Annotated in this window: 20 protein-coding genes; 5 read left to right on the plus strand and 15 right to left on the minus strand. The window is 62.7% G+C overall.

The genetic code is table 11. The features are described from left to right. Positions 1 to 242 precede the first annotated feature (242 nt). The 12 genes from DWV00_RS00285 to DWV00_RS00340 form a co-directional block, all read right to left on the minus strand. The gene (locus DWV00_RS00285) at positions 243 to 1,454 is read right to left on the minus strand and encodes an RNA-guided endonuclease InsQ/TnpB family protein (protein WP_115531551.1); all 1,212 of its coding nucleotides are present in this window, start codon (positions 1,452 to 1,454) and stop codon (positions 243 to 245) included. Between the two features lie 775 nt (positions 1,455 to 2,229). After that, entirely contained in the window at positions 2,230 to 3,828 is a 1,599-nt protein-coding gene (locus tag DWV00_RS00290) for a methyl-accepting chemotaxis protein (protein WP_147297804.1), read from the minus strand. 132 nt (positions 3,829 to 3,960) lie between these two features. Beyond that, positions 3,961 to 5,112 (minus strand): porin, encoded by a 1,152-nt coding sequence (locus DWV00_RS00295; RefSeq protein WP_115531552.1) that lies wholly within the window; start codon positions 5,110 to 5,112, stop codon positions 3,961 to 3,963. Positions 5,113 to 5,704: 592 nt separating this feature from the next. Beyond that, positions 5,705 to 6,757, minus strand: a complete 1,053-nt coding sequence (locus tag DWV00_RS00300) for a GlxA family transcriptional regulator (protein WP_115531553.1) — start codon at positions 6,755 to 6,757, stop codon at positions 5,705 to 5,707. Between the two features lie 69 nt (positions 6,758 to 6,826). Further along, positions 6,827 to 7,828 carry a LysR substrate-binding domain-containing protein gene (locus DWV00_RS00305; RefSeq protein ID WP_115531554.1) on the minus strand — a complete coding sequence of 334 codons (1,002 nt, stop codon included), beginning with the start codon at positions 7,826 to 7,828 and terminating at the stop codon, positions 6,827 to 6,829. A 290-nt stretch (positions 7,829 to 8,118) separates the two neighbouring features. Next, positions 8,119 to 9,612, minus strand: a complete 1,494-nt coding sequence (locus DWV00_RS00310) for an aldehyde dehydrogenase (RefSeq protein ID WP_115531555.1) — start codon at positions 9,610 to 9,612, stop codon at positions 8,119 to 8,121. Positions 9,613 to 9,629: 17 nt separating this feature from the next. Then, positions 9,630 to 10,961: an NAD(P)/FAD-dependent oxidoreductase gene (locus DWV00_RS00315; protein ID WP_115531556.1), complete on the minus strand. Its 1,332-nt coding sequence runs from the start codon at positions 10,959 to 10,961 to the stop codon at positions 9,630 to 9,632. 8 nt (positions 10,962 to 10,969) lie between these two features. After that, entirely contained in the window at positions 10,970 to 11,857 is an 888-nt protein-coding gene (locus DWV00_RS00320; RefSeq protein WP_115531557.1) for a dihydrodipicolinate synthase family protein, read from the minus strand. A gap of 92 nt (positions 11,858 to 11,949) precedes the next feature. After that, entirely contained in the window at positions 11,950 to 13,245 is a 1,296-nt protein-coding gene (glyA, locus tag DWV00_RS00325) for a serine hydroxymethyltransferase (RefSeq protein ID WP_115531558.1), read from the minus strand. A gap of 168 nt (positions 13,246 to 13,413) precedes the next feature. Further along, positions 13,414 to 14,295, minus strand: coding sequence for a glycine betaine ABC transporter substrate-binding protein (locus DWV00_RS00330; RefSeq protein ID WP_115531559.1), 882 nt, complete (start codon positions 14,293 to 14,295; stop codon positions 13,414 to 13,416). Between the two features lie 180 nt (positions 14,296 to 14,475). After that, positions 14,476 to 15,369 carry an ABC transporter permease gene (locus tag DWV00_RS00335; protein WP_115531560.1) on the minus strand — a complete coding sequence of 298 codons (894 nt, stop codon included), beginning with the start codon at positions 15,367 to 15,369 and terminating at the stop codon, positions 14,476 to 14,478. Beyond that, positions 15,366 to 16,655, minus strand: a complete 1,290-nt coding sequence (locus DWV00_RS00340; RefSeq protein ID WP_115531561.1) for a quaternary amine ABC transporter ATP-binding protein — start codon at positions 16,653 to 16,655, stop codon at positions 15,366 to 15,368. The genes DWV00_RS00335 and DWV00_RS00340 overlap by 4 nt, the downstream gene beginning before the upstream one ends. Before the next feature lie 508 nt (positions 16,656 to 17,163). Between DWV00_RS00340 and DWV00_RS00345 the strand changes: the two genes are divergently transcribed. From DWV00_RS00345 to DWV00_RS00355, 3 genes are read left to right on the plus strand one after another with little or no spacing between them, the layout of a single operon-like run. Beyond that, the gene (locus DWV00_RS00345) at positions 17,164 to 18,609 is read left to right on the plus strand and encodes a class I SAM-dependent methyltransferase (protein WP_115531562.1); all 1,446 of its coding nucleotides are present in this window, start codon (positions 17,164 to 17,166) and stop codon (positions 18,607 to 18,609) included. Positions 18,610 to 18,642: 33 nt separating this feature from the next. Next, complete coding sequence (locus tag DWV00_RS00350; protein ID WP_181885298.1) at positions 18,643 to 19,515, plus strand: 4'-phosphopantetheinyl transferase family protein; 873 nt, start codon at positions 18,643 to 18,645, stop codon at positions 19,513 to 19,515. After that, a complete protein-coding gene (locus tag DWV00_RS00355; RefSeq protein ID WP_181885299.1) occupies positions 19,512 to 20,507 on the plus strand; it encodes an acyltransferase domain-containing protein in 996 nt (331 codons plus the stop codon). Before DWV00_RS00350 ends, DWV00_RS00355 begins: the two co-directional genes overlap by 4 nt. Positions 20,508 to 20,533: 26 nt before the next feature. Here the strand turns inward: DWV00_RS00355 and DWV00_RS00360 are convergent, their stop codons facing one another. Both DWV00_RS00360 and DWV00_RS00365 read right to left on the minus strand, forming a co-directional pair. Then, positions 20,534 to 22,618: a sensor histidine kinase gene (locus DWV00_RS00360; RefSeq protein WP_115531565.1), complete on the minus strand. Its 2,085-nt coding sequence runs from the start codon at positions 22,616 to 22,618 to the stop codon at positions 20,534 to 20,536. Beyond that, the gene (locus DWV00_RS00365) at positions 22,615 to 23,700 is read right to left on the minus strand and encodes a substrate-binding domain-containing protein (RefSeq protein WP_425452704.1); all 1,086 of its coding nucleotides are present in this window, start codon (positions 23,698 to 23,700) and stop codon (positions 22,615 to 22,617) included. The genes DWV00_RS00360 and DWV00_RS00365 overlap by 4 nt, the downstream gene beginning before the upstream one ends. Before the next feature lie 270 nt (positions 23,701 to 23,970). Between DWV00_RS00365 and DWV00_RS00370 the strand changes: the two genes are divergently transcribed. Further along, the gene (locus DWV00_RS00370; RefSeq protein WP_115531567.1) at positions 23,971 to 24,669 is read left to right on the plus strand and encodes a response regulator transcription factor; all 699 of its coding nucleotides are present in this window, start codon (positions 23,971 to 23,973) and stop codon (positions 24,667 to 24,669) included. Here the strand turns inward: DWV00_RS00370 and DWV00_RS00375 are convergent. Beyond that, positions 24,644 to 25,015: a response regulator transcription factor gene (locus tag DWV00_RS00375; RefSeq protein ID WP_115531568.1), complete on the minus strand. Its 372-nt coding sequence runs from the start codon at positions 25,013 to 25,015 to the stop codon at positions 24,644 to 24,646. The genes DWV00_RS00370 and DWV00_RS00375 overlap by 26 nt on opposite strands. Positions 25,016 to 25,321: 306 nt before the next feature. On the opposite strand from DWV00_RS00375, the gene DWV00_RS00380 reads away from it, so the two are divergent. Next, entirely contained in the window at positions 25,322 to 25,513 is a 192-nt protein-coding gene (locus DWV00_RS00380) for a hypothetical protein (RefSeq protein ID WP_115531569.1), read from the plus strand. Positions 25,514 to 25,567: the final 54 nt, after the last annotated feature.

The following is a 25,567-nucleotide window of genomic DNA, read 5'->3' on the forward strand; positions in this document are numbered from 1 at the left end:
CCATGGCTCGTGCGGCTATTGCAGTGGTGTCCACGGCTAAGAGCTTGAACACTGGCAGTTCGCCGGACACCGGCGACTGAGCGATAGCAAACACGCCAAACATTTGGGGCGCACAACGCTCGTAAAGCCCCTGCCCATTCGGGACGAAAAGCGGCTGTACCGGAAATTCCCCCGATGCAATATCGTGAGCGATCACGGCTTGACATCCTCACCGCCCTAAAGGGCGGAAATTCCTACTGCGCTTAAGCCACGATAGCTTGCGCTTCAGTGGGTTCCTGCTTCACCGGGCGACCTGACAGCATCGTCCCTCCACAGGCCATCGCGGCGTGTCCCGCCGCTAAAACGTTGATCGCGCCGACGTGATCGGCGTGTGCCTCGTGCCCGCACTTGACGCACGCGAATAGGGCTTGCGTCTTACGGTTGTCGGCCGATATATGACCGCAGCACGGACACGTGCGACTCGTGTTCCGCGGCGCAACGGCGATGAATAGGCCTCCGTGCCACGCCGCCTTGTACTCGAGTTGGCGACGGAACTCGCCCCATCCCTGATCGAGGATCGACTTGTTCAGCCCGCCTTTTGCTCGAACGTTGTGGCCCGGCGCTTTGACCGTCCCTCTGGCCGAGCGCGTCATGTTGCGCACTTGAAGGTTTTCGACGGCGATCATTGCGTGGCTTTTACAGATCGCGTTCGATGCCTTATGCAGAAAATCCGAGCGTGCGTTTGCGATGCGCGCGTGAATGCGTTGAATTCTGACCTTAGCCTTCTTCCAGTTCGCCGAGCCCTTCACCTTGCTCGCCATGCGACGCTGATACTTCGCGAGGCGCTGTTCGTGTTTCTTGAAGCTGCTCAGTGGCGCGATAAACGTACCGTCGCTCAGCGTCGCGAAACGTACGACACCTACATCGATACCCACCGCCGGGCCATGTGGAACCGGCTGCTCGACCTGGCGCGCCGTGAGAATGGATACGTACCACTTGCCTGCGCGAAGCGATACAGTCGCGCTGCGCACCTCACCCAGTACCATACGGCTATTGCGATAACGCAGCCAGCCGAGCTTGGGCAGCGCGATACGGCCGTTTCTCCGGTCAAGCTTAATTTGCTTCGCGTCAGGATAGCGAAAACTATCGCCCATGCCCTTACGTTTGAAGCGGGGGAAGGCCGTGCGCTTCTCGAAGAAATTGACGAAGGCGCGATCCAAGTCCCTGAGCGCGCATTGCGAAGTGTGAACCGGTGCATCCTTCAGCCATGGCGTTTCCAGCGAATGGCGCCATGCCGTCAAACGCTTTGCCATCGGCACATAGCCGATGAACTTTCCACCCGCTTCGTGGGTTTCCTTCTGCAAAGCCAGCGCCTTGTTATAGACGAAGCGGCACATGCCCGCGAACTGACGCATCTTGCGCGCATGTTCGCCGCTCGGCTTCAGTTCGAATCGGAAGGCTTGCAGTCGTTGCATAGGGTCGTATTGTCCGCCGATGTGGCTACATTGACGGCTAGGACAGTTCTGAAAATGCGTGCCGAGCCTACTTGTCAGAAAGAAGACCTACCCGAGCATCCAGAAAACCGATGGGGAGGCACACCACGGTCCTCCTCCCATTTCTCGGGTGGCTGCGGCGCGGGGCACCGATTAAGATCGTGCGTCAGCGCATCGACCAGCAGCGCCCGCACCAACGCCTCAGAAGGACGCCTGCGGCATCCGCACTATCCTTCCTCGCCCTGAAGGACGAGGTTTGACGTGCATTTCAATCAAGATTTCCTCGCGCGGTTGATAGGGCAGCGCAACGTTCTGCCGATATGCGCTAAGCAGCGCCAGCGACACGAAGCCCCTTATTTTATTTATCTCAAATCTCGGTGGGAACAACAGATGTCGAAAAGACAGACGTGCGGGCCACCGCTGAGCGGCCCCCAGCATCCGCCGCAGTGCGGTTGGCTCTCAAGACGAAAGCGGGACATACGCAAATCAACTCGCCGCTCTGGCCGGTGACTAAATAAGTCTAAATCGCATATCGCTCCCTAACGTGCTTATCTACTCGCACAAATGAAAAAGCCGGCTTGCGCCGGCTTTTCCTTCCTCGCACCAAACGGACAAGCCATATCGGTATCGGGGATTAGTTGTTAAGGTGATTGTAAACAAGCGCTTCCACGGATGTCAAGTTCTACTCATTCGTTCCGCGACAATTAATCATCGCTCGTGATTGCGCGCAGGAGACCGTCGACGGGCTCAGCCGCCGTCAGCCAGCCCTCGCCCCTTCATCCAAAACCTTAAAAACCGACACCGCCCGCTCCAGCGTCACCGCCTGCTCCTCGAGCGACTCCGCCGCCGCGGCGGCTTGCTCCACGAGGGCCGCGTTTTGCTGCGTCACCTCATCCATTTTCAAGACAGCCTGCTGCACCTGATCGATTCCCCGGCTTTGCTCCTCCGAAGCCGAGGCAATCTCGCCGACGATATCCGATACCCGCTTGATCGCCACCACCACCTCGCCGATCGTCGAGCCCACCTCGGCCGCCTGCTTCGCGCCGAAACGGATCGTCTCGACCGACGAGCCGAGCAACGCCTTGATTTCCTTCGCGGCATCCGCCGAGCGCTGCGCAAGCCCGCGCACTTCGCTCGCCACGACAGCAAACCCGCGTCCTTGCTCCCCCGCGCGCGCGGCTTCGACCGCCGCGTTCAAAGCAAGGATATTCGTCTGAAAGGCGATCGACTCGATCACCGCGGTAATCTCCGAAATCCTCGTCGAACTGCCGCTGATCGCTTCGATCGTTTTGACCATCTCCTGCATCGCGCCGTTTCCGGCATCCGCCACTTCGCTCGCACGAGTGGCCAGCATGTTGGCCTGGCGCGCGTTTTCCGCGTTCTGCCGAACCGTCTCCGTCAATTGCGTCATGCTCGACGCCGTCTCGCCCAACGACGCCGCCTGTTCTTCGGTGCGCATCGAAAGATCGGCGTTGCCGCTCGCGATCTCGCGCGCCGCGACGTTGACCGATTCGCTGCTCGCCTTGATGCCGCCCACCGTTTCGCCGAGTTGCCGGTCCATCGTCTGCAATGCCAGCAACAGCTGTCCGAATTCGTCCTGAGAACGCTTTTCGTCGAAGGGGTTGCCCAACGTGCCGCCCGCAATTCGATTCGCCACCCAAACGGCTCCTTTCAACGGCCGCACCACGGCGCCCGAAAGGTAGAAAGCCAAGGCCGTTCCCGCGACGATGGAAAGGCTCGCCAACGCGAGAGAAGTCGACAGAACATGCCGATACGTCGCATCGCTATCGTCCGCGAATTCCCGCGCTTGAACGTTATGCAACGACACGGCATCTTCGATGAGCTTGCCGAACGATTGCGCGATCTCCTCATGGCTATCGATGTCGGGCACCGCGCTGAAGTAGCTGCCGCTACCGAGCTCGCCCACCAATTGCGCCGTCAACGTGTTGAACTGCGGCATCACCTTCTTGATTTGATCGACGAGCGCATGTTCCTTCTCGCTCCGTGCGCCCTGCTGAACGTAGCGCTTCCATGCTCGGTCGATGCTCGTCTGATCCGTATGAATGCGTTCGAGGCCGGTCTTCGTCCGCCCCGCGTCGCGATACACCTCGATCAAGTGAAGCTGCAGCCGGATATCGAGCAACGCGGCCCGGATGTCGGACAGATCCGCGATCGGAACAGTGCTCCCGGTATAGGAGCCACGCATGTTCGCATTCACCCTCGATAGCCCCACCGCGCCGAAAATTTCGACGGCTGCCATCAGCATGACGAACACGCCGAACGCGACGAAAATCTTGAATCTGACGCTTTGCACGAAACGCTTCACGATCCCCTCCCCGGAATAGGGATGCGCCATCCGCCATCCGATTTCCGTCGAACATCGACTTCGGCGGCCGGACGGCAAAACGCGCACTCATACGCTTATCGGTATGAGTGCGCGGCTCCCTTCTTTTCTTAACTGCTCACAGCGTGCACACGCTGCCGTACGTTAGAACTTGTGACGGATGGCCACACGCGCCACCAGTTGATTGCCGTTCGACGACGTGTTGTTCGCGCCCAGAACGTTGGCGTTGTCCAGCGCGGTACCCGTCTTGTCGCCGGCCACGTGCTGATACGCGCCTTGGACATACACGTCCGTGCGCTTCGACAGGTTGTAGTCCGCCATCAAGCCGACCGTGTGATACACCGGGCTAAGCTTGCCCGTCGTCGCGTTGAAGTTCGCACGCGTGTAGTCGTACATCGCGCCCAGGAACAACGCCGGCGAGATCTGGTACTTGCCGTTCAGCTCGAAGTTCTGGAAACGCAGGTTCGACAACGCGCCCACTGCCGGCAGGATCGTTCCGCCCAGGTATTCCGTGCCGGTCGGCTGCTTCATGTAGCTGTTCGTGTACGAGAAGCCGAGCGTCGCCGGGCCGAACGTGTAGTTCACGCCGGCGCCGAAGATGCGCAGTAGCGCCGCCGGGAAGTTCGAGTCGCCCGTGCTGCTGATCGCACCGCCCGTCCCCGCGCCCGGGTTGTTCGCCTGCAAGTAGGCCGCGGCCACCAGCAGCCCGCCGTTGGCATACTGGCCGCCGAAGCTGTATTGGCGGTTCGCGGCGAAGTTCGTGGCGTTGCTGAAGCTATACGTGCCGCCGAACTGCAAGCCGGCATACGTCGGGCTCGCATACTTCACCGTGTTGTCGACACGGAACGAGTTGTCCGTGTTGTCGTTGTCGTACGGATGCGAGAACAGATAACCGGCCCAGTTGCCGTTGGCCGTCGTCTGTGCGAGATAGTCGACCAGGCTGTCATACTGGCGGCCCAACGTGACCGTACCGAATTTGTCGCTGGACAGGCCCACGTATGCCTGGCGGCCGAACATGCGCTGGCCTTGACCCAGGTTGCCGTTGCTCAGGTTGAAGCCGTTTTCCAACTGAAACACGGCCTTCAAACCGCCGCCGAGATCCTCGGTACCCTTCAGCCCCCAGCGGCTGCCCTGCACATAGCCGGACTGAAGATCGTAGGCTGCATGGCCGCCGGCGTTATTGGTGTAGTCAATGCCCTCGTCGATCACGCCATAAAGCGTGACGGAATTCTGCGCGAAAGCCGGTACGGCAAACGCCACCGCCAATGCCGGCAACAACAGCTTCATCTTTTTCATGTGACAAATCCCCAAAACGGAATATCTAGTTTCTGATTGACATCCATCCGCCGGCCGCGATGACACGTGGACCGTGCCGACGGCTGGCGCTTCACCACCTTCTCCGGCATGCACTCGCCGGAGGTTTATTGCTCGATTCGTTCATGCCGGCCGCGTAGGCAGCGTCGATCGTCGCCCGATGGCGATCCGGGCGGCAATTAATCATTCATTTAGTAGTCCTAATCGATAACCGACCGCTGAGACGGCTATGCGCCCAGCGCCTGATCATCGGAACCGACGGCTGGCGAAAAAGGCCCTTCAGTCACAAAAGCATCAATCGCAGCGTATCAAGCCAATTTCTCCGGCCTCGATACATTTTCTGTACGCTATGCCATACCTTTGGTAATGGGAGCGGTTACACAGCGTTCGCTGAAAAGAAGAATGGGAAAATCTCTCCCGGCCTGCCCATTCGCCGATTCAATTGGAATTAGGAACCACCCTTAAGAAACAACAGCGCTATTGACGATTGAGAATTGAATATTGACGAGTCGGCCCACGCGGCGATGAAGCGGGCACGTGCGCGAACGCGACAACCCGCATACGCGTGATGCGTCTATTCGCTGTCCTCGGATGCAGCCTCCAGCGCCGGCGCATGACTTTGCATCCGCGCGGTACGAAACGCATGCGGCGATTCGCCGAATTCCTTCCTGAACTCGCGCCCGAGATGCGACGCGTCGGAAAAGCCGCAGGAGGTAGCGATATCCGCAACCGTTCGATCGGAACTCGTCAACAGCCATGACGCCATCCGAATGCGAATCTGCCGCCCATACGCATGCGGCGACTTCCCCGTCTCGGTCGTAAAAAGCCGTTCGAGCTGCCGCGCCGATATGTCGAGCCTGTGGGCAAGCTCCACCAAACTCAGCGGTTGCCCGATATGCTGCTCCATCAGAAGAATCGCCCGCCGCACCTTCGGATGCGTCGCGGGCTCCAGTCCGGGCGGATAAGGCTGTGGCGCGTGCCCTTTCTGCGCATCGTCGACGAGCAAAATGCGCAGCGCCTTGCGCACGATCGTCGCTTCCACGTGCCGCAGCAAGATAGCCGCCGCCACGTCGATCGACGCTCGTCCTCCAGAGCATGTGATACGCCGCCCGTCGATGACGAACAGCCTGTCCGCAACGAGCTTGCTCTCATCTGCTTGCGGAAAGCGTTCGACGAAGTCCCAATAGTGAAACCAGCTCACGCACAGGCGATACCCGTCCATGACGCCGGCTCGCATCAATGCGAACACCCCCGTGCAGATGCCAACGAGCGTCGCGGGCGACTGGGCCGCCGCGCGAATGAATTTGAGCGTCGCGTCGCTGGCCGACGACGGCCCCGAATGAAGCAAGCCCCCGACGATGACGACGTAATCGAACGGGCCGGCCTCGTCGAACGTCGCCCACGGTGTGACTTGGATGCCGCAACTGGCTCTGACCGGGACGAGCGATTCGCCGACGATGGACCAGGAACAGCGGACCGGCCGGCTCATGTCACCTTCGTCGCTGGCGAGCCTGAGTAGATCGACGAAACCTGAAAAGGCCGTCAACGTGAAGTTCGGCAACAGGACGATCCCAAAGCGAATCCTCGGAGGCGATTCGGTTTGGGGCGGGGTGGATTGATTGAGCATGGGGCTGCCTGCGATGCGAGGTTTGCGCGGGCTCGGGCTAATGCGCTGAGTCGCCGATCGGCCAACTCGCTACTTGACGATCCCGGCTTCGGCGCCATGCCACTCGCGCATCATCGCGTCGACTTCCTCCGTGAGCCATTCCCGAAACTGCAGATACTCCGGGCGAAGCTTGGCGTTCTTGTGCGTGATCAGATAGTGATGGCGATCGTTGAATACGAGCGCATCCTGAACCGGCCGGACCAGTTGCCCCAGTTCGACTTGGCGATGCACCAGATGATGCCAGCCCAGCAGCGTGCCCTCGCCCGCTTCGGCCTGCGCGACGAGCAGCCGATAGTCGTTGCTTTCCAGATGATCGTTTTCCACGAGCATGTCCGTGCCGTCGCTATGCTGAAACCAGTTGCGCCAGACGCGCCAGTCGACGTGCTCGCACACTTGCGCGCGCCCCAGCAAGGAAAGATTCAACGTGGGGTGCGACAGCAGATCCAGCGGCTTGAGCGACCTGCCATGAAAGCGGCGCTCGTGAAACGACGGGCTGCATACCGGATAGACCACATCGTGAAAGAGCGGCTCGACCTCGTACTCCGCATCGCGCGGCGGAATTTTCGTGATGATGACGTCCGGCTCCATGAGCCCGTCGAGCTCCATGAAGTGCTCGGTGACCATCACGTGCAGTTTGAGTTCCGGGTACCGCTTCCGGAATTGAGGCAGCCGGAACGACAGCCATAGCGCGGAAAACGTGTGCGAGACGCAAATCGTCAACGCATGTTTGTCGGACCGGCGCACCGCCTCGGCCGCTTCCGCGATGTTCATGATCGACAGATACGACGCGTTGTACAGAATGCGGCCGGCGTCCGTCAGCGAGATGTGCCGCCCCGTGCGCTCGAACAGCGGCACGTCGAGCGAATCCTCGAGTTCCTTGATTTGCCGGCTGATCGCGGCTTGCGTCACGCACAGCACCTCGGCGGCCTGCGTGAAGCTTTCGTAGCGGGCGGCCGTGACGAAGCACCTCAACGCCCGCAGCGACGGCATCTGTGCGAGAAGTCTGTCGGCAAATAACTGCTTTTTTTGCATTGCTGTCACCTTTATGCGGACACCCGAGCGGTCCAAGGGTCGGACGGCCGAAAGCGATCGCGCGGCCATGTCGCAATTCGTCTGATACACGGCGAAATTGCGAACACCTCAGACATAATAGTTTGCTATCGGCCCCACTTGCTGGCAAGGGAGGTCTACCCCCGGTGTCGCGGCCCCCGCTATGCGTCGCCGGTACAAACGGCAATGGCGCGACGGGATCGATTCCCGCCGCGCCGCAAGATCGCCTGCCCAGCCGTTCATGCCGGGCCGCGAGTCAGCCGAATACCCGGTTAATCGAGCTTCAGCCAGGTCGTCTTCAGTTCGCAGTACTGATCGTGAGCATAGATCGATTTGTCGCGGCCGCCGAAGCCCGATTGCTTGAAGCCGCCGAACGGCGTGGACAAATCCCCCTCGCCGAAGCAGTTCACGGTGACCGTGCCCGCGCGAATGCGCGCCGCGATCTTGTGCGCTTGATTGACATTGTCCGTCCACAGCGACGCCGCCAGCCCGTAGCAGGTGTCGTTGGCGATTTGGACGGCCTCTTCGACGTCGCCGTACTCGATGAAGCACAGTACGGGACCGAACACTTCTTCGCGCGCAATCGACATGTCCGGCGTCACGTTGTCGAAGATCGCCGGCTCGACGAACCATCCGCCGCTCTCGGTGAGCGTCGCCTTGCCGCCGCACACCAAGCGCGCACCCTCGGCCTTCGCCTTTTCGATGTGAGCGAGCACCTTGTCATAGTGCGGGCGCTCGATCAACGAACCGAGCTTCACCTCCGGGTCGAGCGGATCGCCCGTCTTCCAGCCCTCCAGCACGGCCTGGACCTTTTGCAGCAGTTCGGCCTTCGACGAAGAAGGCACGAGAATCCGCGATCCCGCGCTGCAGTTCTCGCCCATGTTCCAGAACGCGGCGGCAACCGCGTTCTCGGCAACCGCATCGAGATTGGCGACGTCGGGCAGCACCACCTGAGGATTCTTGCCGCCGCACTCCAATACCACGCGCTTGAGGTTCGTGTCGGCGGAGTAGCGCAGGAAGCGCTTGCCCGTTTCGGTCGAACCCGTGAACGCGACGAGATCGATATCGGCGTGCTGTCCGATTGCCTGTCCCGCCCCTTCGCCGAAGCCCGTCACGACGCTGAAGACACCGGCGGGCACGCCCGCCTCCAACGCGAGATCGGCGATGCGCAGCGTGGACAGCGAAGTTTGCTCGGCCGGTTTGACGATGACGCTATTGCCGACGGAGAGCGCGGGGCCGATCTTCCATGCCAGCATGAGCGCCGGAAAATTCCACGGCAGCACGGCGCCGACGACGCCGATCGGCTCGCGCGTGATCATGCTGACGACGCTCGGGCCGGAAGGCGACAGCGCGTCGTAGCGCTTGTCGGTGGCCTCCGCATGCCAGCGGATACAGGCTGCCGATTCGGGGATGTCGAGCCCCAGGCACTCACTGATCGGCTTGCCCGCTTCGAGCGCTTCGAGCAGCGCCAGTTCTTCGGCGTTGTCGTCGATCAACTGGGCCAAGCGCAGCAGCACCGCTTTGCGCGCGGCCGGCGTCGCCTTCGACCACACGCCGCTTTCGAATGCATCCCGCGCTGCCACGACGGCGCGATCCACATCCTTCGCGTCGCACTTTGCGATATCGGCCAAGGCCTTCCCGGTCGACGGATTGAGCGTGTCGAACGTCTCGTTCGAAGCCGCGGAGCAGCGTTGTCCGGCGATGAATGCCCGGCCGTCGAGCCGCAACGCCTGAGCCCTTTGCTTCCATTCCTGATAAGTGGCCATTGTCTCGTCCTTTGAAGTTATAGCTCGGCGCCTGCCGTGAATTCCTTGACCCAGATCGTCGCCGATACGGCCACGTCCGCGATGGGACGGGCGGGCAGCGAGCGCGGATGGGGTTGATTCAGAAGTTGACGAACCAGATCGTTCGATTGCCCGAGCGCATACTCCGCGATGAGCTTGCCCGATGCCGACCCGCGGCTCAGGCCGAGGCCGTTGCATCCGATCGCTTCGAAGATGCCCTCGCTTCGCTGCCCGAACAGCGCACCGTTGTTGGCGGACAGGCACAGCGGTCCGCCCCACGTATGTTCGAGCTCCAGGCTCTCGAGCATCGGAAAGCGCCGGTCGAACGAGCGTTGGTGCAGGCTCCTCGACTTCGCGAGATCGGCTTGAGAGACTTCGAGGCCTGGCCTGAACGCGAAGTGATTGCGAATGCAAATGCGATTGCTGCCGAGGCGTCGCACGGTCGTACCCATCGGGTCCGCGGGAATGAGCGCCCATGAGGGCATGCCGCCGAGTTTGGCGATCTCGCCTTCCGTCATCGCACGCGTCATCGAAGCGAACGTGTAGACGGGCAATAGTCCGTTCGGATGCCCACCGAACCTTGCCGCATAGGCATTCGTACAAAGAATGACCCGCTTCGCCGTGATCTTTCCGCGAGCGAAGGTCAACACCTTCGCATCGCGGCGATCGTCGATATCCTTAACGGCGCTCATTTCGAAGACCTTCACGTTCGCCGGCAACGTCGCCGCTAGGCCGCGCATCAGCGCCGCCGGCTGCACCGTGCTGCAACCGGGCGTGAACAGCGCACCGTGATAGAAACCGGTACCCGTCACCTTGCCGATCGCGGCTTCGTCGAGCCATTGAAAAGGCTCGTCGATGCGGGACAGCCCTTGCGCGAAGTGCGATAGCGCCGCATGCCCCTTCTTGTTGACCGACGCATGAAACTTGCCGTCGTCCCGCCAATCGCAATCGATATGGTGCTCGCGCACGATCGAGCGGACATAATCGATGCCGTGCCGTTGGAACCGCACGTCGGCCTTGTCCGCTTCCACGCTGCGCGAGTAGCTTTCGCTGCTGATGTCGTGCGGCAGATCGACGAAGAAACCGGAATTGCGCCCGGCGGTCGTGCGTCCGATGCGATCCGCCTCCACCAGGGCAATCGAGGCGTCGGGAGCCAGCTCCGCCAAACGGCGTGCCGCGCACAACCCCGTAATGCCGCCTCCGATGACGACCCAGTCGAATCGCTGCTCGGACGTGACCGTTTCCGGCGGCGCCGCCGGAGGCAGACACTCCCACCATCCATTCACGCCGTCGGGAGCGGGAAACCGCGCGAATTCCAGTTTCGAGGTCATACGAGTGTTTATCGAGCGTTGCCCAACATCGGTTTGACGAGCTGCGCGAATGCGCCGCGTTCTTCTTCGGAAAGGCCACCGAGCGGTGCGCGTGCCACGCCGACCGGCAGGCCCGCCAATTCGCAGCCGTAGCGAACGTACTGGATGAACTTGCCGCTGCGCTCGAGCAATTCGAGCACGGGCAGCAGTTGCGCCATCAGCTTGCGGCCCAGCGTGAAATCGCCCTTGTTCGCGCAGGCATCGAGCAGCGCCATGTGCGCTTCCGGCAGGAAGTTCGAAGCGCCGGCCACCCAGCTCTTCGCACCCCACGCGAAGAATTCGAGCGCTTGATCGTCCATGCCGCAGCTGAACATCAGGCGGTCCTTGAAGTGCGTGGCCAGGTGGTGCAGGTGCGCGACGTCGCCCGTGCTTTCCTTCATGGCCTGGAAGTTCGGCCGCTCGAGCAGCTTTTCGAGCACGCCGTCGCTGATTTCCGTACCCGTGCGAGCCGGGAAGTTGTAGAGCATGATCGGCATGTCGAGCGCGTCGTCCACCTTCAGCAGGTGGGCGAGCAACTCGTCCTGCGTCGGCTGCGCGTAATACGGCGCGGCGACCAGCAAGGCCTGCAAGCCCGCGCGCTTCGCTTCCTGGCCGAGCCGCAGCACTTCGCGCGTCGTCGTCGCATTGATGCCCGCCGTCAGATACGTCTTGCCGCCTGCCGCTTGCGCAACCGTGTCGAACGTCGCCACGCGTTCTTCGAAACTCAACGCGTAGTATTCGCCCGTCGTTCCGCCCACGCCCAGCCCGGACACACGGCCGGCCAGGTTCGCGGCGTGCTTGCCGAGCAAGTCGTGATCGATCTCGCCATCCGCTTTGAACGGGGTCACCAGCGGGGTATGTACGCCCTCGAAGCTCATGTCACTCTCTCTTCAATAATCGTCAAATAGGTCATCCGGACATCGTGGCCGGCGATCGAGCCCGATCCAGTTCGATCAGGCCCGATCGCGGGTCATACGACGTCCACCGCGTGCGCGTAAATCGGAAACTGACCGCACAGATCTCTCACGCGCCCACGCACCGCGCGCTCCACCTGCTCGTCGCCGTTGGCATCGCGCTCCAGCGCCGACAAGACTTCCAGAATCATTTCGCCGACCTGCTCGAATTGCGCGGTGCCGAAACCGCGCGTCGTCCCGGCCGGCGTGCCGAGCCGAATGCCCGAGGTCACCGTCGGGTTTTGCGTATCGAACGGAATGCCGTTCTTGTTGCACGTGATGCCGGCGCGTTCGAGCGCCTTCTCAGCCTGCGTGCCCGTGAGGCCCTTCGGCCGCAGATCGACCAGCTGCAGATGGTTGTCGGTGCCGCCCGTGACCAGGCTCAAACCACCCGCCGCCAATACGTTGCCGAGCGCCTGCGCGTTGCGCAGGACCTGATCGATGTAGGCCGTGAAGTCGGGGCGAAGCGCTTCGCCGAATGCCACCGCCTTGCCGGCGATGACGTGCATGAGCGGGCCGCCCTGCAATCCGGGAAACACCGCCGAGTTGATTTTCTTGGCGATGTCGCCGTTGTTCGTGAGGATGAAGCCGCCGCGCGGCCCGCGCAGCGTCTTGTGCGTCGTCGAGGTCACCACGTCGGCGAAGCGGACCGGGTTCTCATGCCGCCCGGCGGCAACGATGCCGGCGATGTGCGCCATGTCCACCATCAGCAGCGCGCCGACGCTGTCCGCGATGTCGCGGAACGCAGCGAAGTCGAGCGCGCGCGGATAGGCCGAATAGCCCGCGATGATCAGCTTCGGGCGGTGTTCCTGCGCGAGTGCGCGCAGCTTGTCGTAATCGATACGGTACGTTTCCGGGCTCACGCCGTACTGCACCGCGTTGAACCACTTGCCCGACAGCGCCGGACGCGCGCCGTGCGTCAGATGTCCGCCGGCGTCGAGCGACATGCCCATGACGGTTTCGCCGGGCTTCACGAGCGCCAGCATGACGGCGCCGTTCGCTTGCGCGCCCGAGTGCGGCTGGACGTTCGCATATTCGGCCTCGAACAGCGCCTTCACGCGATCGATGGCCAGCGCCTCGATCCGGTCGACGTGCTCGCAGCCGCCGTAATAGCGCTTCGCGGGATAGCCTTCCGCGTACTTGTTGGTCAATACCGTCCCTTGCGCCTCCATCACGGCAGCCGAGACGATGTTCTCGGAAGCGATCAGCTCGATCTGAGTTTGCTGGCGGCGCAACTCGAGCGCGATTTCCGATGCGATGACGGGGTCTCGGCTTTGGAGCGTTTCCGAGAAAAAGCGCGAGTTTTCGTTCACTGGTCACTCCCGAAAGTGTTGGTGTGACGCAGCCCTACAGGACTGCGGCCCTCATTGAATCGGCGGGCACTGGGTCGCGCCCGCCAAAATACCGATCGAAGAAGCGTCCGTGAACATCCGTAACGTCGTCTGCCGCCAGGCGTCTGCTCACGGAACGCGGCTTTCGATTTACTGCTGCAGCCAGGCCTTCAGCTCGTCCGGATGCGAATCGACGAATTTCTTCGCGGCCGTTGCATAGTCGTTCGAGGCGTTGCCCGCGAATTCGATGGCTTCGACATCGGACAGCTTCATCTTGAAGTGCTTGAAGAACACGTCGGCGCGCGGGAACTTGCCGGCGAACTGCTTCGACGCGAATGCGTGAATCTGCTCCTCGCCGCCCAACGTCCCCTTCGGGTCGGTCAGGTAGCGCATCTTCCACTTCTGCCAGAGCCAGTGCGGGCTCCAGACCGTGGCGACGACCCATTGCTTCGTCTGATAAGCGCGCTGAATCGACGCGAGCATCCCGGCCTCGCTCGACGATTGCAGGTGATAGTCGGACAGGCCATAGGCCTGAACCGTCTTTTCAGAAGCCTGCATCAGGCCGGCGCCGGGGCCGATGCCCTGGATCGTGTCGCCGAACTTGCTCTTGACGTCGGGCTTGTTCAGATCGGCGATCGACGAAACTTCCGACTCGGGGACGTAGGCCGGCACGGCCCAGCCGTTCTTGCCGCCCGTATAGATGATGCCGACGTCGTCCATGTCGTTCTTGTACTTCGCGTAGTAGACGGCATGCGTGACGGGCAGCCAGCCGCCCACCATGATGTCGAGATCGCCGCGAGCAACGCCCTCATACTGAATACCGATATCCGCGTTGACGAACTTGACCGGCTGATTGAGCTTGGTCTCGAGCACGTACTTCGCTACGTTCGCCGTGGCCAGCACGTCCGCCCAGTCGGTCACCGCCAACTTGATCGGCTCCGCAGCCGAGGCAGACCCTACGCCGAGACTCACAGCCGCAACCGCCGAGATAGCGACTTTAGTCACCAGCGCTTTGAAAACATTGCAGTTCATTTAGGACTCCTAATCTACTTTGTCGTTTTGAACCATGTCACAGGTGCTGCCACTTATATGCAGTCTCCCCGCCTCTTCTCCTTCCCCGGCTATCCAACCGCGAGGCTGCGACAGCTGTCCGTCTCACTCGATTCGGTACCTGCTTGCCGCATCGACGACGCCGGGTCGATCGTCAACGCCTCACGTACTTGCCGCCGCGTCGTTCGCTCCCGACTTCGCAGCCTTGGCAACGGATCTCGCCTTCTTCTTTTTCGATTTGCCGAACGTTTCGGTCAAGCGATCGAGCACGATCGCAAGCAGCACGACGCCGAGGCCGCCTTCGAAGCCAATGCCGATGTCCAGGCGCTGGATGCCGCTCAACACATATTCGCCAAGCCCGCCCGCGCCGATCATCGATGCGATGACGACCATCGAGAGCGACATCATGATCGTCTGGTTGACGCCGGCCATGATCGACGGCATCGCGTTCGGCAACTGGATTTTCCAGAGCAGTTGCGAATCCGTGCTGCCGAATGCGCGGCCTGCTTCGAGCAGTTCTTCGCGCACTTGCCGAATGCCGAGCGTCGTGAGGCGGACGACCGGCGGCATCGCGAACACCACCGTGGCGATCACGGCCGGCACGCGGCCCAACCCGAACAGAATCACGGCGGGAATCAAGTAGACGAATGCCGGCATCGTCTGCATGAAATCGAGCAGCGAACGCAGAATCACTTCGACCCGCTTGTTGCGCGCGCCCCAGATGCCGAGCGGCACGCCGATGATCAGGCTAAAGACCGTCGCGGCGATGACGAGCGCCAGCGTCGAGGCCGTTTGCGGCCACAAGTGCATGTAATTGATCAGCAGCAGCGAAAGGCCGACGAAAATCGCAAAGAGGACGCCGCGGCGCCACAACGCGAAGGCCACCAGCACGACGAGCATGACGACGAATGGAATGGCGCCGATGCCGTCCTCGAGCAATTTGACGACGGCCCCGAGTCCGGCCGAAAACGCGTTGAAGCCGCCCTGAAAGTGAAGAAAAAGAAAGTTGACGAAGTTTTCCGCAAACTGGCCGACGATCGACGATGACGAATTCATGCTGCTCTCCGCTCCATAACCTGCTTCAGTATCGTTCTGCACGACACGACACCCGCCAGCATCCCGCTCGCATCGAGAACCGGCACGTCGTGCTCTTGGCTCAGGGCAATGGCGGCGAGTTCGTGCAAGTCGGAATCGGGCGAAACCGTCTTCAAATCCTTCAGCAAGGCTTCGCGCAGAGGGCGAGCCCCCGTCTTATGGAGCGATGCCGGCGTGACGCAGCCCTGGTACCGGCCGGATGGGTCGCAAACGTAGCCGCACTCCACGCCGCTGTCGATCAGTTGATTGACGTAGTGCTCGGCCGGCGCACCGACGTCGGCGGAAATCACGCCTCGCTCGACTTTGGCCAGCAGGCCCTCGGCCTTGAGGAAGCGCGAGACGTCGACGTGGCGGAAGAAGTCCCGGACATAATCGTCGGCCGGCGATTGAATCAGTTCGGCCGGCGTGCCGACTTGAATCAGGCAGCCGTCCTTCATGATGCCGATACGGCCGCCGATCTTGATCGCCTCTTCGATGTCGTGCGAAATGAAGACGATCGTGCGCTGCTCTTGCTTCTGCAGACGCAGCAGTTCGGTTTGCATCTCGTGCCGGATCAGCGGATCCAGCGCCGAAAACGCTTCGTCCATCAACAGCACGGAAGGATTCACCGCGAGCGCGCGCGCCAAACCCACACGCTGCTGCATGCCGCCCGACAGCTCGCCGGGCAGAAGCTTTTCGTATGACCCGAGGCCGACCCGAGTGAGCGCGGCGCGAGCGATCTCGTAACGCTCGGCCTTCTTCATGCCGCCGACTTCGAGCCCGTACGAAATGTTGTCGATCACCGTGCGATTGGGCAGCAGCGCGAACGATTGGAACACCATCGCCATCTTCTTGCGGCGCACGTCGCGCAGTTCCACCGTGGACATCGGCGCGATGTCGCGGCCTTCGAGCACGACCTGGCCGGACGTCGGCTCGATCAGCCGGTTGAGCAACCGCACGAGCGTCGACTTGCCGGAACCGGACAGCCCCATGATGACGAAAATCTCACCCGCCTTGACGCTGAGGCTGACGTCGTTGACGGCAACCATATTGCCCGTGCGCTTGAAGACTTCGTCGCGGCCGAGGCCTTGCTTGACCAACTCGGCGGCGCGCTCGGGTTTCGGGCCGAAGATTTTCGACAGATTCCGGACCGTGAGAATTTCGGTCCCGGAAGCTGCGGCCGCGTTTGCAACCGGCGAGACGGCTTTCGCATTGATCGCGCCGGACGGAACGACGTCCTGCGGGGCGAATGTCAGATTCGGGGGCATGCTTTCTTCCCAACTGGCAAGTTCAAGAAATCGAAGGCCGCGATTAGGTAGCCCTCGGTCGAAGCGACCATCCTTGGTCTCGTCTGTTTTTCTAATCCACCGGGCGGGTATTGACGGTTGTTTGCGCTGCCTGTGTCGTGCGGCGACCATGCCGACGCGCCAGTCGCGTCAGTCGTCGATCGCCGTGCCCAGGTACGCGGTTTCCGCTGGTGGCCAATCGCTAATCGATGTCTATTGCATGGATTGAAGCGTACCAAGGCAATTCGACGCATCCCGATACATTTTCTGCGCCCTTTCCAATACCTCCGGTTATGAGCCCAGGTTATGGAGCGTTCGTTGAAAAACAAATGGCGAGGCGCGATTCGGGGAAAGCCTTTGGCGGCGCGGGTTTCGCGGCGACGGGAGGGCGTGGCGGCGGGATCGGGCTTGGCGCGGGAGGGGCGCCGACATAGGGAATTTACTGATCCGTGTGGCACCATGCTAGTCTCGCGCGGCCAATTTCGATCCCATGCAAGCTTCCGATCCTTTCTCCGGCTATGTGAGCGACGTGACGTTCCCGGACCGCTTCCACAAAGAGCTGTCCCCCGCGTGGCTCAATTACGCAAGCGTGCTGGGCGGAGCCCGTCCGAAGGACCTCGGCGGACCGTTCCGCTACCTCGACCTCGGCTGCGGCTTCGCGCATTCGACCGTCGTCAATGCGGCGGCGTTTCCTCATGGGCAATTTCACGCCTGCGACCTCAATCCGGCTCATATCGCGGCCGCTAGGCAGCGCGCGGCGCGACTAGGGGTGGGAAACGTCGTATTCCATGAGGCAAGCTTCGAGGCGCTGCTCGAACAAGATCTGCCGCCGTTCGACTTCATCGTCATGCACGGCGTCTACAGCTGGGTCGATGCCGACGTGCGGCGCGCGGTGAGCCAACTGCTGGCGCGACGGCTCGCCGACGAAGGGCTCGTCTACGTCAGCTACAACTGTGAGCCGGGCTGGTCCTCCGAGGCGCCGCTGCGCAAGCTGATGCTCGAATTGGCGCAGGCGGCGCGGGGCAGTACCGAATCTCGCGCGAGCAGTGCGATCGCCGCCATGCAAGCGCTCGGCAACCCGAGCTTTCGCTATTTCCGCGATAACCCGAACGTCGCGGACGCACTCGCTGCGCTCGCGAAAAGTCCGCCCGACTACGTCGCGCACGAGTTTCTGAACCGCGCCTGGGCAGTCCACTACTCGGTGGACGTCATCGACCAGATGGCGGAGGCCGGCCTCTCGTACGCCGGCAGCGCGACGCTCGCGGACAATCATCCGACGCTGCTGCTCGACCGCCAGGCAGCCGAGGCGATCGCCGCGCTGCCGAATGCGCGCCTGCGGCATCTCGCGGAAGACTTCGCCGTCAATCGGCGGTTTCGCCGCGACGTGTTCGTACGCGATACACGCGGTACACGAGGTACGCGCGCCGGCCAACCGCCCGCCGATGCGCTCCGTCATCTCGAAGGGCTCGCGATCGGCTGCGTCGCCGAGGTCGAGCGCATCGACACGCGCGTCACGATCCCGCGCGGCGCAATGAGTTTTCAGGCGGATTTCATCACCGACTTGCGCGCGTCGATGCAGCAAGGCGCGGTGCGCATCGGCGACATCGTCGCGCATCTCGGCGGCGACAACCGCAACCGGCGGGAGATTTTGCAAAACCTGCTGTTCCTCGTCGCGAGCGGCGTCTTGTCGCCGTTCGCGCAGACGGGCGGCTACAGCGCGACCGGCCCGCGCCGCGCGGCCAGCCCCGCGGCGGCCGCCGCGCTCGCGGATAGTGCCGACGATGCAACAACGCCTGCTTTCGTGCCCTCCGAACTGCTCGGGACCGGTCTCGCGGTCGGTGCCGAGGAAGCCGCGCAAGCGCTGCGTTGGATCGCCGGCGAGGCCATGCAGCCGCCGCTCCGGCTCGCGCGGCTAGGCGTGCTGCAAGGCACGTGAACGGACCGGTACGCCGTGATGACGCACCCAAGCATGCAAACGAAAATCGGCACGATCGACACGATCGGCGGCGATCCGGCAGCCGCCGCGGTTGAGCGCGGATGGCACGCGCTCGACCCACGAATGCTCGATTTAATGACGCTCGCCCCGGGCGACGTCGATATCTGGGTCGCCATCGTCGCCGATGCGCCCGACGCCGAGCTCTCAGTCCAATTCGATGAGGTCCTGATCGAAGAAGAACGCAAGAAGCACGCGAAGTTTCTCTTCGAGAAAGACCGGCGCCGCTATCTCGTCACGCGCTCGCTCGTGCGATACGTTCTGTCGCGCTATATGCCGATCGCACCGGCCGATTGGCGCTTCGAGGCGACGGCGTTCGGCCGCCCCGTCATCGCCAATGCGCACCCCGGCGTTTCGGGCTTCACGTTCAACATTTCGCACTCCGATCGCGTCGTCGTCCTCGGCGTGACACGCGAACGCAGGCTCGGCATCGACGTCGAGGACATCGACCGCGAGATGCCGCTCGACGTCGCGGACCGCTTTTTCTCGGCGATCGAGGTGCAACAGCTGCAATCGCTGCCGGCGCACTTGCAGCCGGCACGCTTCCTCGATTTCTGGACCTTGAAGGAGAGCTACATCAAGGCATGCGGCAAGGGACTTTCGCTGCCGCTCGATCAGTTCGGCTTCGACTTCAGGGGCGAGGCGCCGCTGCGCGTTCATTTCGACCCCAGGCTTAACGACGCGCCCGAAAACTGGTCGTTCCGGCAATGGCGCCCCTGCGCGGACAGCGTGGCCGCGCTATGCGTCGAGAACCGGCCCACCCTCTCGACGCGCATCGCGGTTCGGCGCGTCGTGCCTTTCGTGCGCGAACAGGAGATGGCCTTCGACGTACTGCGGAGATCGGCGTGACGAAGCGCAAGATCGCGTTCATGTTCGCGGGACAAGGCTCGCAGTACTACCAGATGGGCCGGGAACTGTACGAATCGAATCCGACGTTCCGAATGAACATGGAGCACATGGACAGGCTCGTGCAGGCACAGCTCGGCACTTCCGTCATAGCGGTGCTCTACGGTCCCAACGGCAAGGCCGAGCCCTTCACCGACATCCGCTTCACGCATCCGGCGATCTTCATGGTCGAGTTCGCGCTCGCGCGGACGCTGATCGCACTCGGCGTCGAGCCCGACTGCACGCTGGGCGCGAGCCTCGGCACCTTCGCCGCGTTGACCGTCGCACATTGCTGCCCGATGGAGGAAGCGCTCGCGGCCGTCGTCCGGCAAGCGCTCGCCATCGAACGCCACGGCCCGCCGGGCGGCATGATCGCCGTGCTCGCGAAGCCGGCATTGTATGAGGCATCGCCCTATCTTCAAGCGCGTTCGGTCATCGGCGGCCGCAATTTCGCCTCGCACTTCGTGCTTTCGGCACCGCACGAGCATCTCGCGGATATCGAAGGCTTTCTGTTTCAGGCCGAGGTGCCGTTCCTGCGCATACCGGCGCCCTACCCGTTCCATGGGCCTTGGATCGATCCGTTGCGCGCGGCGCTGCTCGAAGCGAGCGCGGGCACGCGGCCGCGGCTGTCGGGCATCCCCGTGTACTGCTGCGCGCAAGGCGGCGCGCTCGAGGCGATACCCGACGATTACCTGTGGCAAGTGGCACGAAAGGAGGTGGCCTTCTCGCGCGTCATTGCCGCGATGGAGGCTTCCTGTCCGGTCGATTACGTCGATTGCAGCCCTTCGGGCACGCTGAGCACCTTCTTGAAATACTTGCTGCCCAAGCAGGCCGACTCTCGCGCATTCAGCGCCATGGTGCCGTTCGGCCGCGCAACGGAATGGCTCGCATCGGTCGTGGAGCAGTTGCAGCCCAATGGGCGCGGCGAGCAAAACATGCGCGGAGAAATTACGTAGACGCACCCCGGGGACACGCGTTGCTTTCACGCGGCTACGCCGCTTCCGCGAACCGGCACCGTGAATTGAAACACGGCGCCGCGAGGCGTGTTGGGGCTCACCCACAGCTTTCCTCCATGCGCCTCGACGATCGACCGGCAAATCGACAACCCCATGCCCATCCCGCTCGCCTTCGACGTGTAAAACGGCTCGAACAGCTGCTCCACGTCGTCGGCCGCCACCCCCGGCCCCGAGTCGCACACGGAAACGGCAACTCCATCCTCGCCATGCTTGCCCGTGCCGATGGTCATATCGCGCGCGTGCTCCTCGCCCGCGCCCATCGCCTCGACCGCATTGAGGATCAGATTCAGCATCACCTGCTGGAGCGCGACACGATCGCCTTCGACGAAAGGCAGATCCTGCGCGAGCCGCATTTTGACGCAGACGCCGTTTCTCACGATCTCGCTGCGCATGAGTACGACGATCTCGCCGATCGCCTCGTTGATCTGCAGCCGCTGCATGACCGGCGGAGATTTTTTGACGAGGCCGTGAATGCGATTGATGACGTCGCTGGCGCGCTTCATGTCCTTGTCGATACGCTTCAATGCCTGCCGAACTTCGTCGAGATTGGGGGGCTGGGCCCGCAGCCAAAGCTGTCCCGCCTGAGCGTTGGTGGTGCTCGCCGCGATCGGCTGCTTGATCTCGTGGCTGATCGAGGCCATGAGCTGCCCCATCGTCGTCACGCGGTTCGCATGCGCAAGCGCGGTTTGAACCTCCCGGTAGCGCCGCTCGCTCTCGCGCAGCTCGGCCTGCTCGCGCTTGCGGTCCGTGATGTCGCGCGAGATGCCGAGCAGAAACTGCGGCTCGCCGCGCACGTCGAGGATCGGGATCTTCATCGTATGCACCCACCGGGGCCCATGACGGGTAAGAACCGACTCCTCCGGAATGTTGACCATCTGCCGCGACTCGAGCACGTCGCGATCCTTGACGGCAAAGAATTCAGCTTCCTGCGCGGGAAACAGATCATAGACCGATTTGCCGAGCAGTTCCTCCCTGCGGTAGCCGAGCAGTTGCTCCCCCGCCTTGTTGAAGCGCACGAAGCGCAGGGTGGCCGCATCCTTGACGAAAATCGTGTCCGGGATGCTTTCGATGATGCTGTTCAGAAAGTGCTCGCTCGCCCGCGCGATTTCTTCGGCCTGCTGCCGGATGGCGATCTCCGCCGTGCGGCCCGCGAGCGCCGTGCTCAGTTCGGCCGTGCGCTGCGCGACGCGCTCCTCGAGTTCGGCGTTCAGGGTCTTGAGCGCCTCCTCGGCTTGCTTGCGCTGGCGCCGATCCTCGAGGAACTGCTCGACCGCGCGCGCCATATCGGCGATCTCGTCGCGGCCGCGCACCGGCACGCTGGCCCGGTCGTCCGCATCGCCGTAGCGCAAGGCGAGGCTGACGCGGCGCAGCCGCCCCACGACATGGCGGCCGAAGAACACCTGGGCGATCAGCCAGGCCAGCAGCAGGCACACGGCCACTTCCCCCACGACCCACGCACGCGTGCGGTCCGACCGGTTGGCCAGGTTTTGAACGGCCTTGCGGTACTCGGCGGTCAAATGCTCGGATTGCTGGCGGGCCGCCACGGCGAGCGCATTGGCCTGCCGATGCAGATCGTCGTCCAAGTTCGATAACCCCGCATCCGGCCGCGCCATGCTGCCCACGGCCAGCGCCGTCTCGCGCAGTTGCGCCTCGATGTTGATCGTATTGCGGAAACACTGACTCGATCGATGCAGCGCTAGCGTATCGACGCCGATATCTTCGCGCGTCGGCGTCGTCGAGGCCAACGCGTCGACCAAGCGGTCGAACGACGCCAGGTGATCGATGACCTGCCGTTGCGTGCCCCGCACGGCGGCGACGGTCGTGTCGCTCGAGAACTGCAGCGCCAGGCGTTCGATCGTCAGCGTTTGCTGCGCCAAATCCTGGGCGTCCTGCAGCCGCGCGAGCCGGTCTTCGGCCAACTGGCGCAGCGCGTGGGCCGAGCCGGTCAGCGAGTAGATCGTCGTGGCGCCGAGCACGACCGCCAACGCGGCCACACCGAATGCGCCGAGCGAGAATTGTGCGGTGAGCGACTGGGGAAGCGATAGTTTCACGGACGTTGCCAGATGTGGCGATAAATATCGCGGTAGCCGTTGGCGGGATCGTAAAGCAGGCGATCGCCGCCGTCCGCGCCGACATTGCCGGCGGTGACGAGGTGGACGGGAAACACATAGTCCGTGACCGGCTGTCCGGCGAAGAGCCGGTTCATCTCGTCGATCAGCTGCCAGCCATGCAGATTCAGCGGCTCGGCAACCGTGGCGGTCTGGAAGGTGCCGGTGCGGATGCGCAGAAAGGCGGACTCGCTGCCGTCTCCGGCGGAGAGCATGGAGAGGGCGCCGTTCGGCGTGCCGGCCTGCGTCAGAACCGGGACCGCGTAGTCGAAGTAGATGTCGTTGATCGCCAGCGCGTAGGTCCAGCGCTTACCGTACTGCGCGAGCAACGCGCGTGTCGTGCGCGGCATCGTTTCCTCGCTCCGCGAGATCGCCACGTCGCGCATCTCGAGCAGCGTGCAGCCGCTGCATGCGCGTATGACCGCGGCCATTTCGTCGGCTTTGCCTTGCGCGACGCGATACCTCGAGTCGGTGAAAATGACGACGCCCGCGTGCCCGCCGGATTGCACGATGGCCGCCAGCGCCGTCACCCGAGCCACTTCGAGCGGATCGGTCGACACGTTCATCGCCACCGGCGTCCCCGGCACCGCCCCGGCCTTCGCGGCAACATGCCAGCCGACGATCGGAATGCCGCGCGCGGCGAACGGCTCCAGCCCGGGCAGCAGCGAGTGCGCATCGCTGCCGACGATGACGAGCCCGTCCGGATTCCCCGCCAGCGCGCTGGCCAGCAGCTTCAGCCGCAGGTCGGGCGCGCCGACGTCGTCGAATATCTTCACGCTCCAGCCGGTGACCTTCGCCGCCTCCAGCACACCGTCGACGACGCCAAGGATGCCGCCGTTGCGCAGATCCTCGGCGAAGACCGCGATATGCTTTCCCGGTTGCGCCCGCGGCCCGGTACGCGGCCCACTCCAGGGGGCCGCGGGTTGCTCCGCGGCGTCGACGACGCGCTGAGCCTCGGCCAGTTCGCGCGGCGAGGCTAAGGCCGTCACGCGCTGCACGGTGGCTTGCTCCGGATCGTGCGCCATGGCGTTCGGCGACATGCATGCAAAAAACCAGAGGCATGCCAAAAGGCTGCCCCTCATGCCGCTCCCCTATGGCCCAGCCGGGGTCGATTTACCCGCATCGAAGACGAATCCAAACGGCTCGCAGGATGAGCCTGGAGTCACATACTAGCGCAGCGGACGTACCCTAATACACCGCTGCCCCACATTTCTTGCGCGTAAAATGGATTTTTGCAATGCTGACAGCTGACGCGCGCGTAAACCTCAGAGGGAAGCATTGGGAAGGGGCAAGGGATGAGTCTGGTTTCCGATCAAACACCGGCCGGCGGCGCGGCGCAGGAGCGGCGGCCGATCGTCTATGTCTTGGACGACGACGAATCGATGCGGCTGGCGCTGAGCAGCCTGTTCCGCTCGATCGGGCTGCATGTCGAAACGTTCGAATCGTCACAGACGTTCTTGTCGTTTCCGAAAGGCGAAACGCCGAGCTGCCTCGTGCTCGATGTGCGATTGCGCGGCGAAAGCGGGCTTGCGTTTCAGGAAGAGCTGGCGCGAAGCTGCTTGCGCATGCCGATCGTCTTCATCACGGGCCATGGCGACATCGCGATGACCGTGAAGGCGATGAAAGCGGGCGCCGTCGACTTCCTCGCCAAGCCCTTTCGCGATCAGGACATGATCGACGCGGTATCGAACGCATTGACGCGGGACGCCGAGCGGCTCGCCGCCGAGCAATCGATCGCTTCTCTCTGTGCCGCCTACGATTTACTGACACCGCGCGAACGGGAGGTGATGGAGTTCGTGGTGACCGGCATGCTGAACAAGCAGATTGCGTCGGAACTCAATCTCAGCGAAATCACCGTGAAGATTCATCGCGGCCAGGTCATGAGAAAGATGGGCGCCCGCTCGGTGGCCGATCTCGTCAGAAAAGCGGAGGCGTTGCGCGCCAAGCCGCAGTTGTCCAAGCCCCACTTCATGGACGCCTCGAAGCAACGTTGAGCCAATGCTCGATCGTGTGTGCGTCGAACGGCTTTTCGACGACGGCCAGAACCCCGCTCGCGCCGAGCTTCGCGCGTAATTCGGGAGTCGGAAACGCGGTGATGAAAATGACGGGCGTGGCGTAGCCGAGTTGCAGGAGGCGGTCGTACATGGCCGCGCCCGGCATGCCCGACATGCGATCGTCGGAAATCAAGCATGTGGTGTCGCCGATTTGCCCGGAAGCCAGAAAATCTTCGGCCGACGCGAACAAACGCGCCTCCCAGCCCAATGAGCGAACCAGGCTCGCAACGGCCAGACGGACGGCCTCGTCATCGTCGACGATCGAAACGGTTCGCCCCGCACCCATACGGAACTCCTCGCTGCGTCGAACAAGGCAGCGTTGATCAGGTCTAGATCCGGCACGTATTCATCATGAGAGTCTAGGACGCCCGCTAGGGAGCGCCACTATACGGAAGGATGATCGGCTCATCCCCGCGTTGAAGGCCGATCAGCCCTTCGTAGGTTTGCGCGTTGCGTGCCGCTTTTATATCGTGGAGATGTCACTGTCCCGCGCGACTGGCGAAGCCTCGATACGAAAACAAAAAAAAGCCGGCATCCAATCGTCTGCCCCTGATTTGCAAGACGTATTTGATACTTTTTATCGAGACGCGCCATGTCGACCAAAGCTCAGCGCGGCAGCGCCCGCCATTATCGAAGCCGGCGGCGCGCCCCGTTCGCCGTCCTGCACGGCCGCGGCCGGCCCGATTCCCTCACGCGGCGGATAACGCCTGTCGCACATATCCCGCTGATGTGCATGCTCTGCAACGGGCGCGCCGCCGATCGCATCTCACTGCCGAAGGGTTGAAGCCGCGCACCTCGGGTCTACACGGATATACGCGCGTATGAGCGCGGCATGCCA

It is taken from the genome of Trinickia dinghuensis, from assembly GCF_003367175.1.
GTDB lineage: Bacteria > Pseudomonadota > Gammaproteobacteria > Burkholderiales > Burkholderiaceae > Trinickia > Trinickia dinghuensis.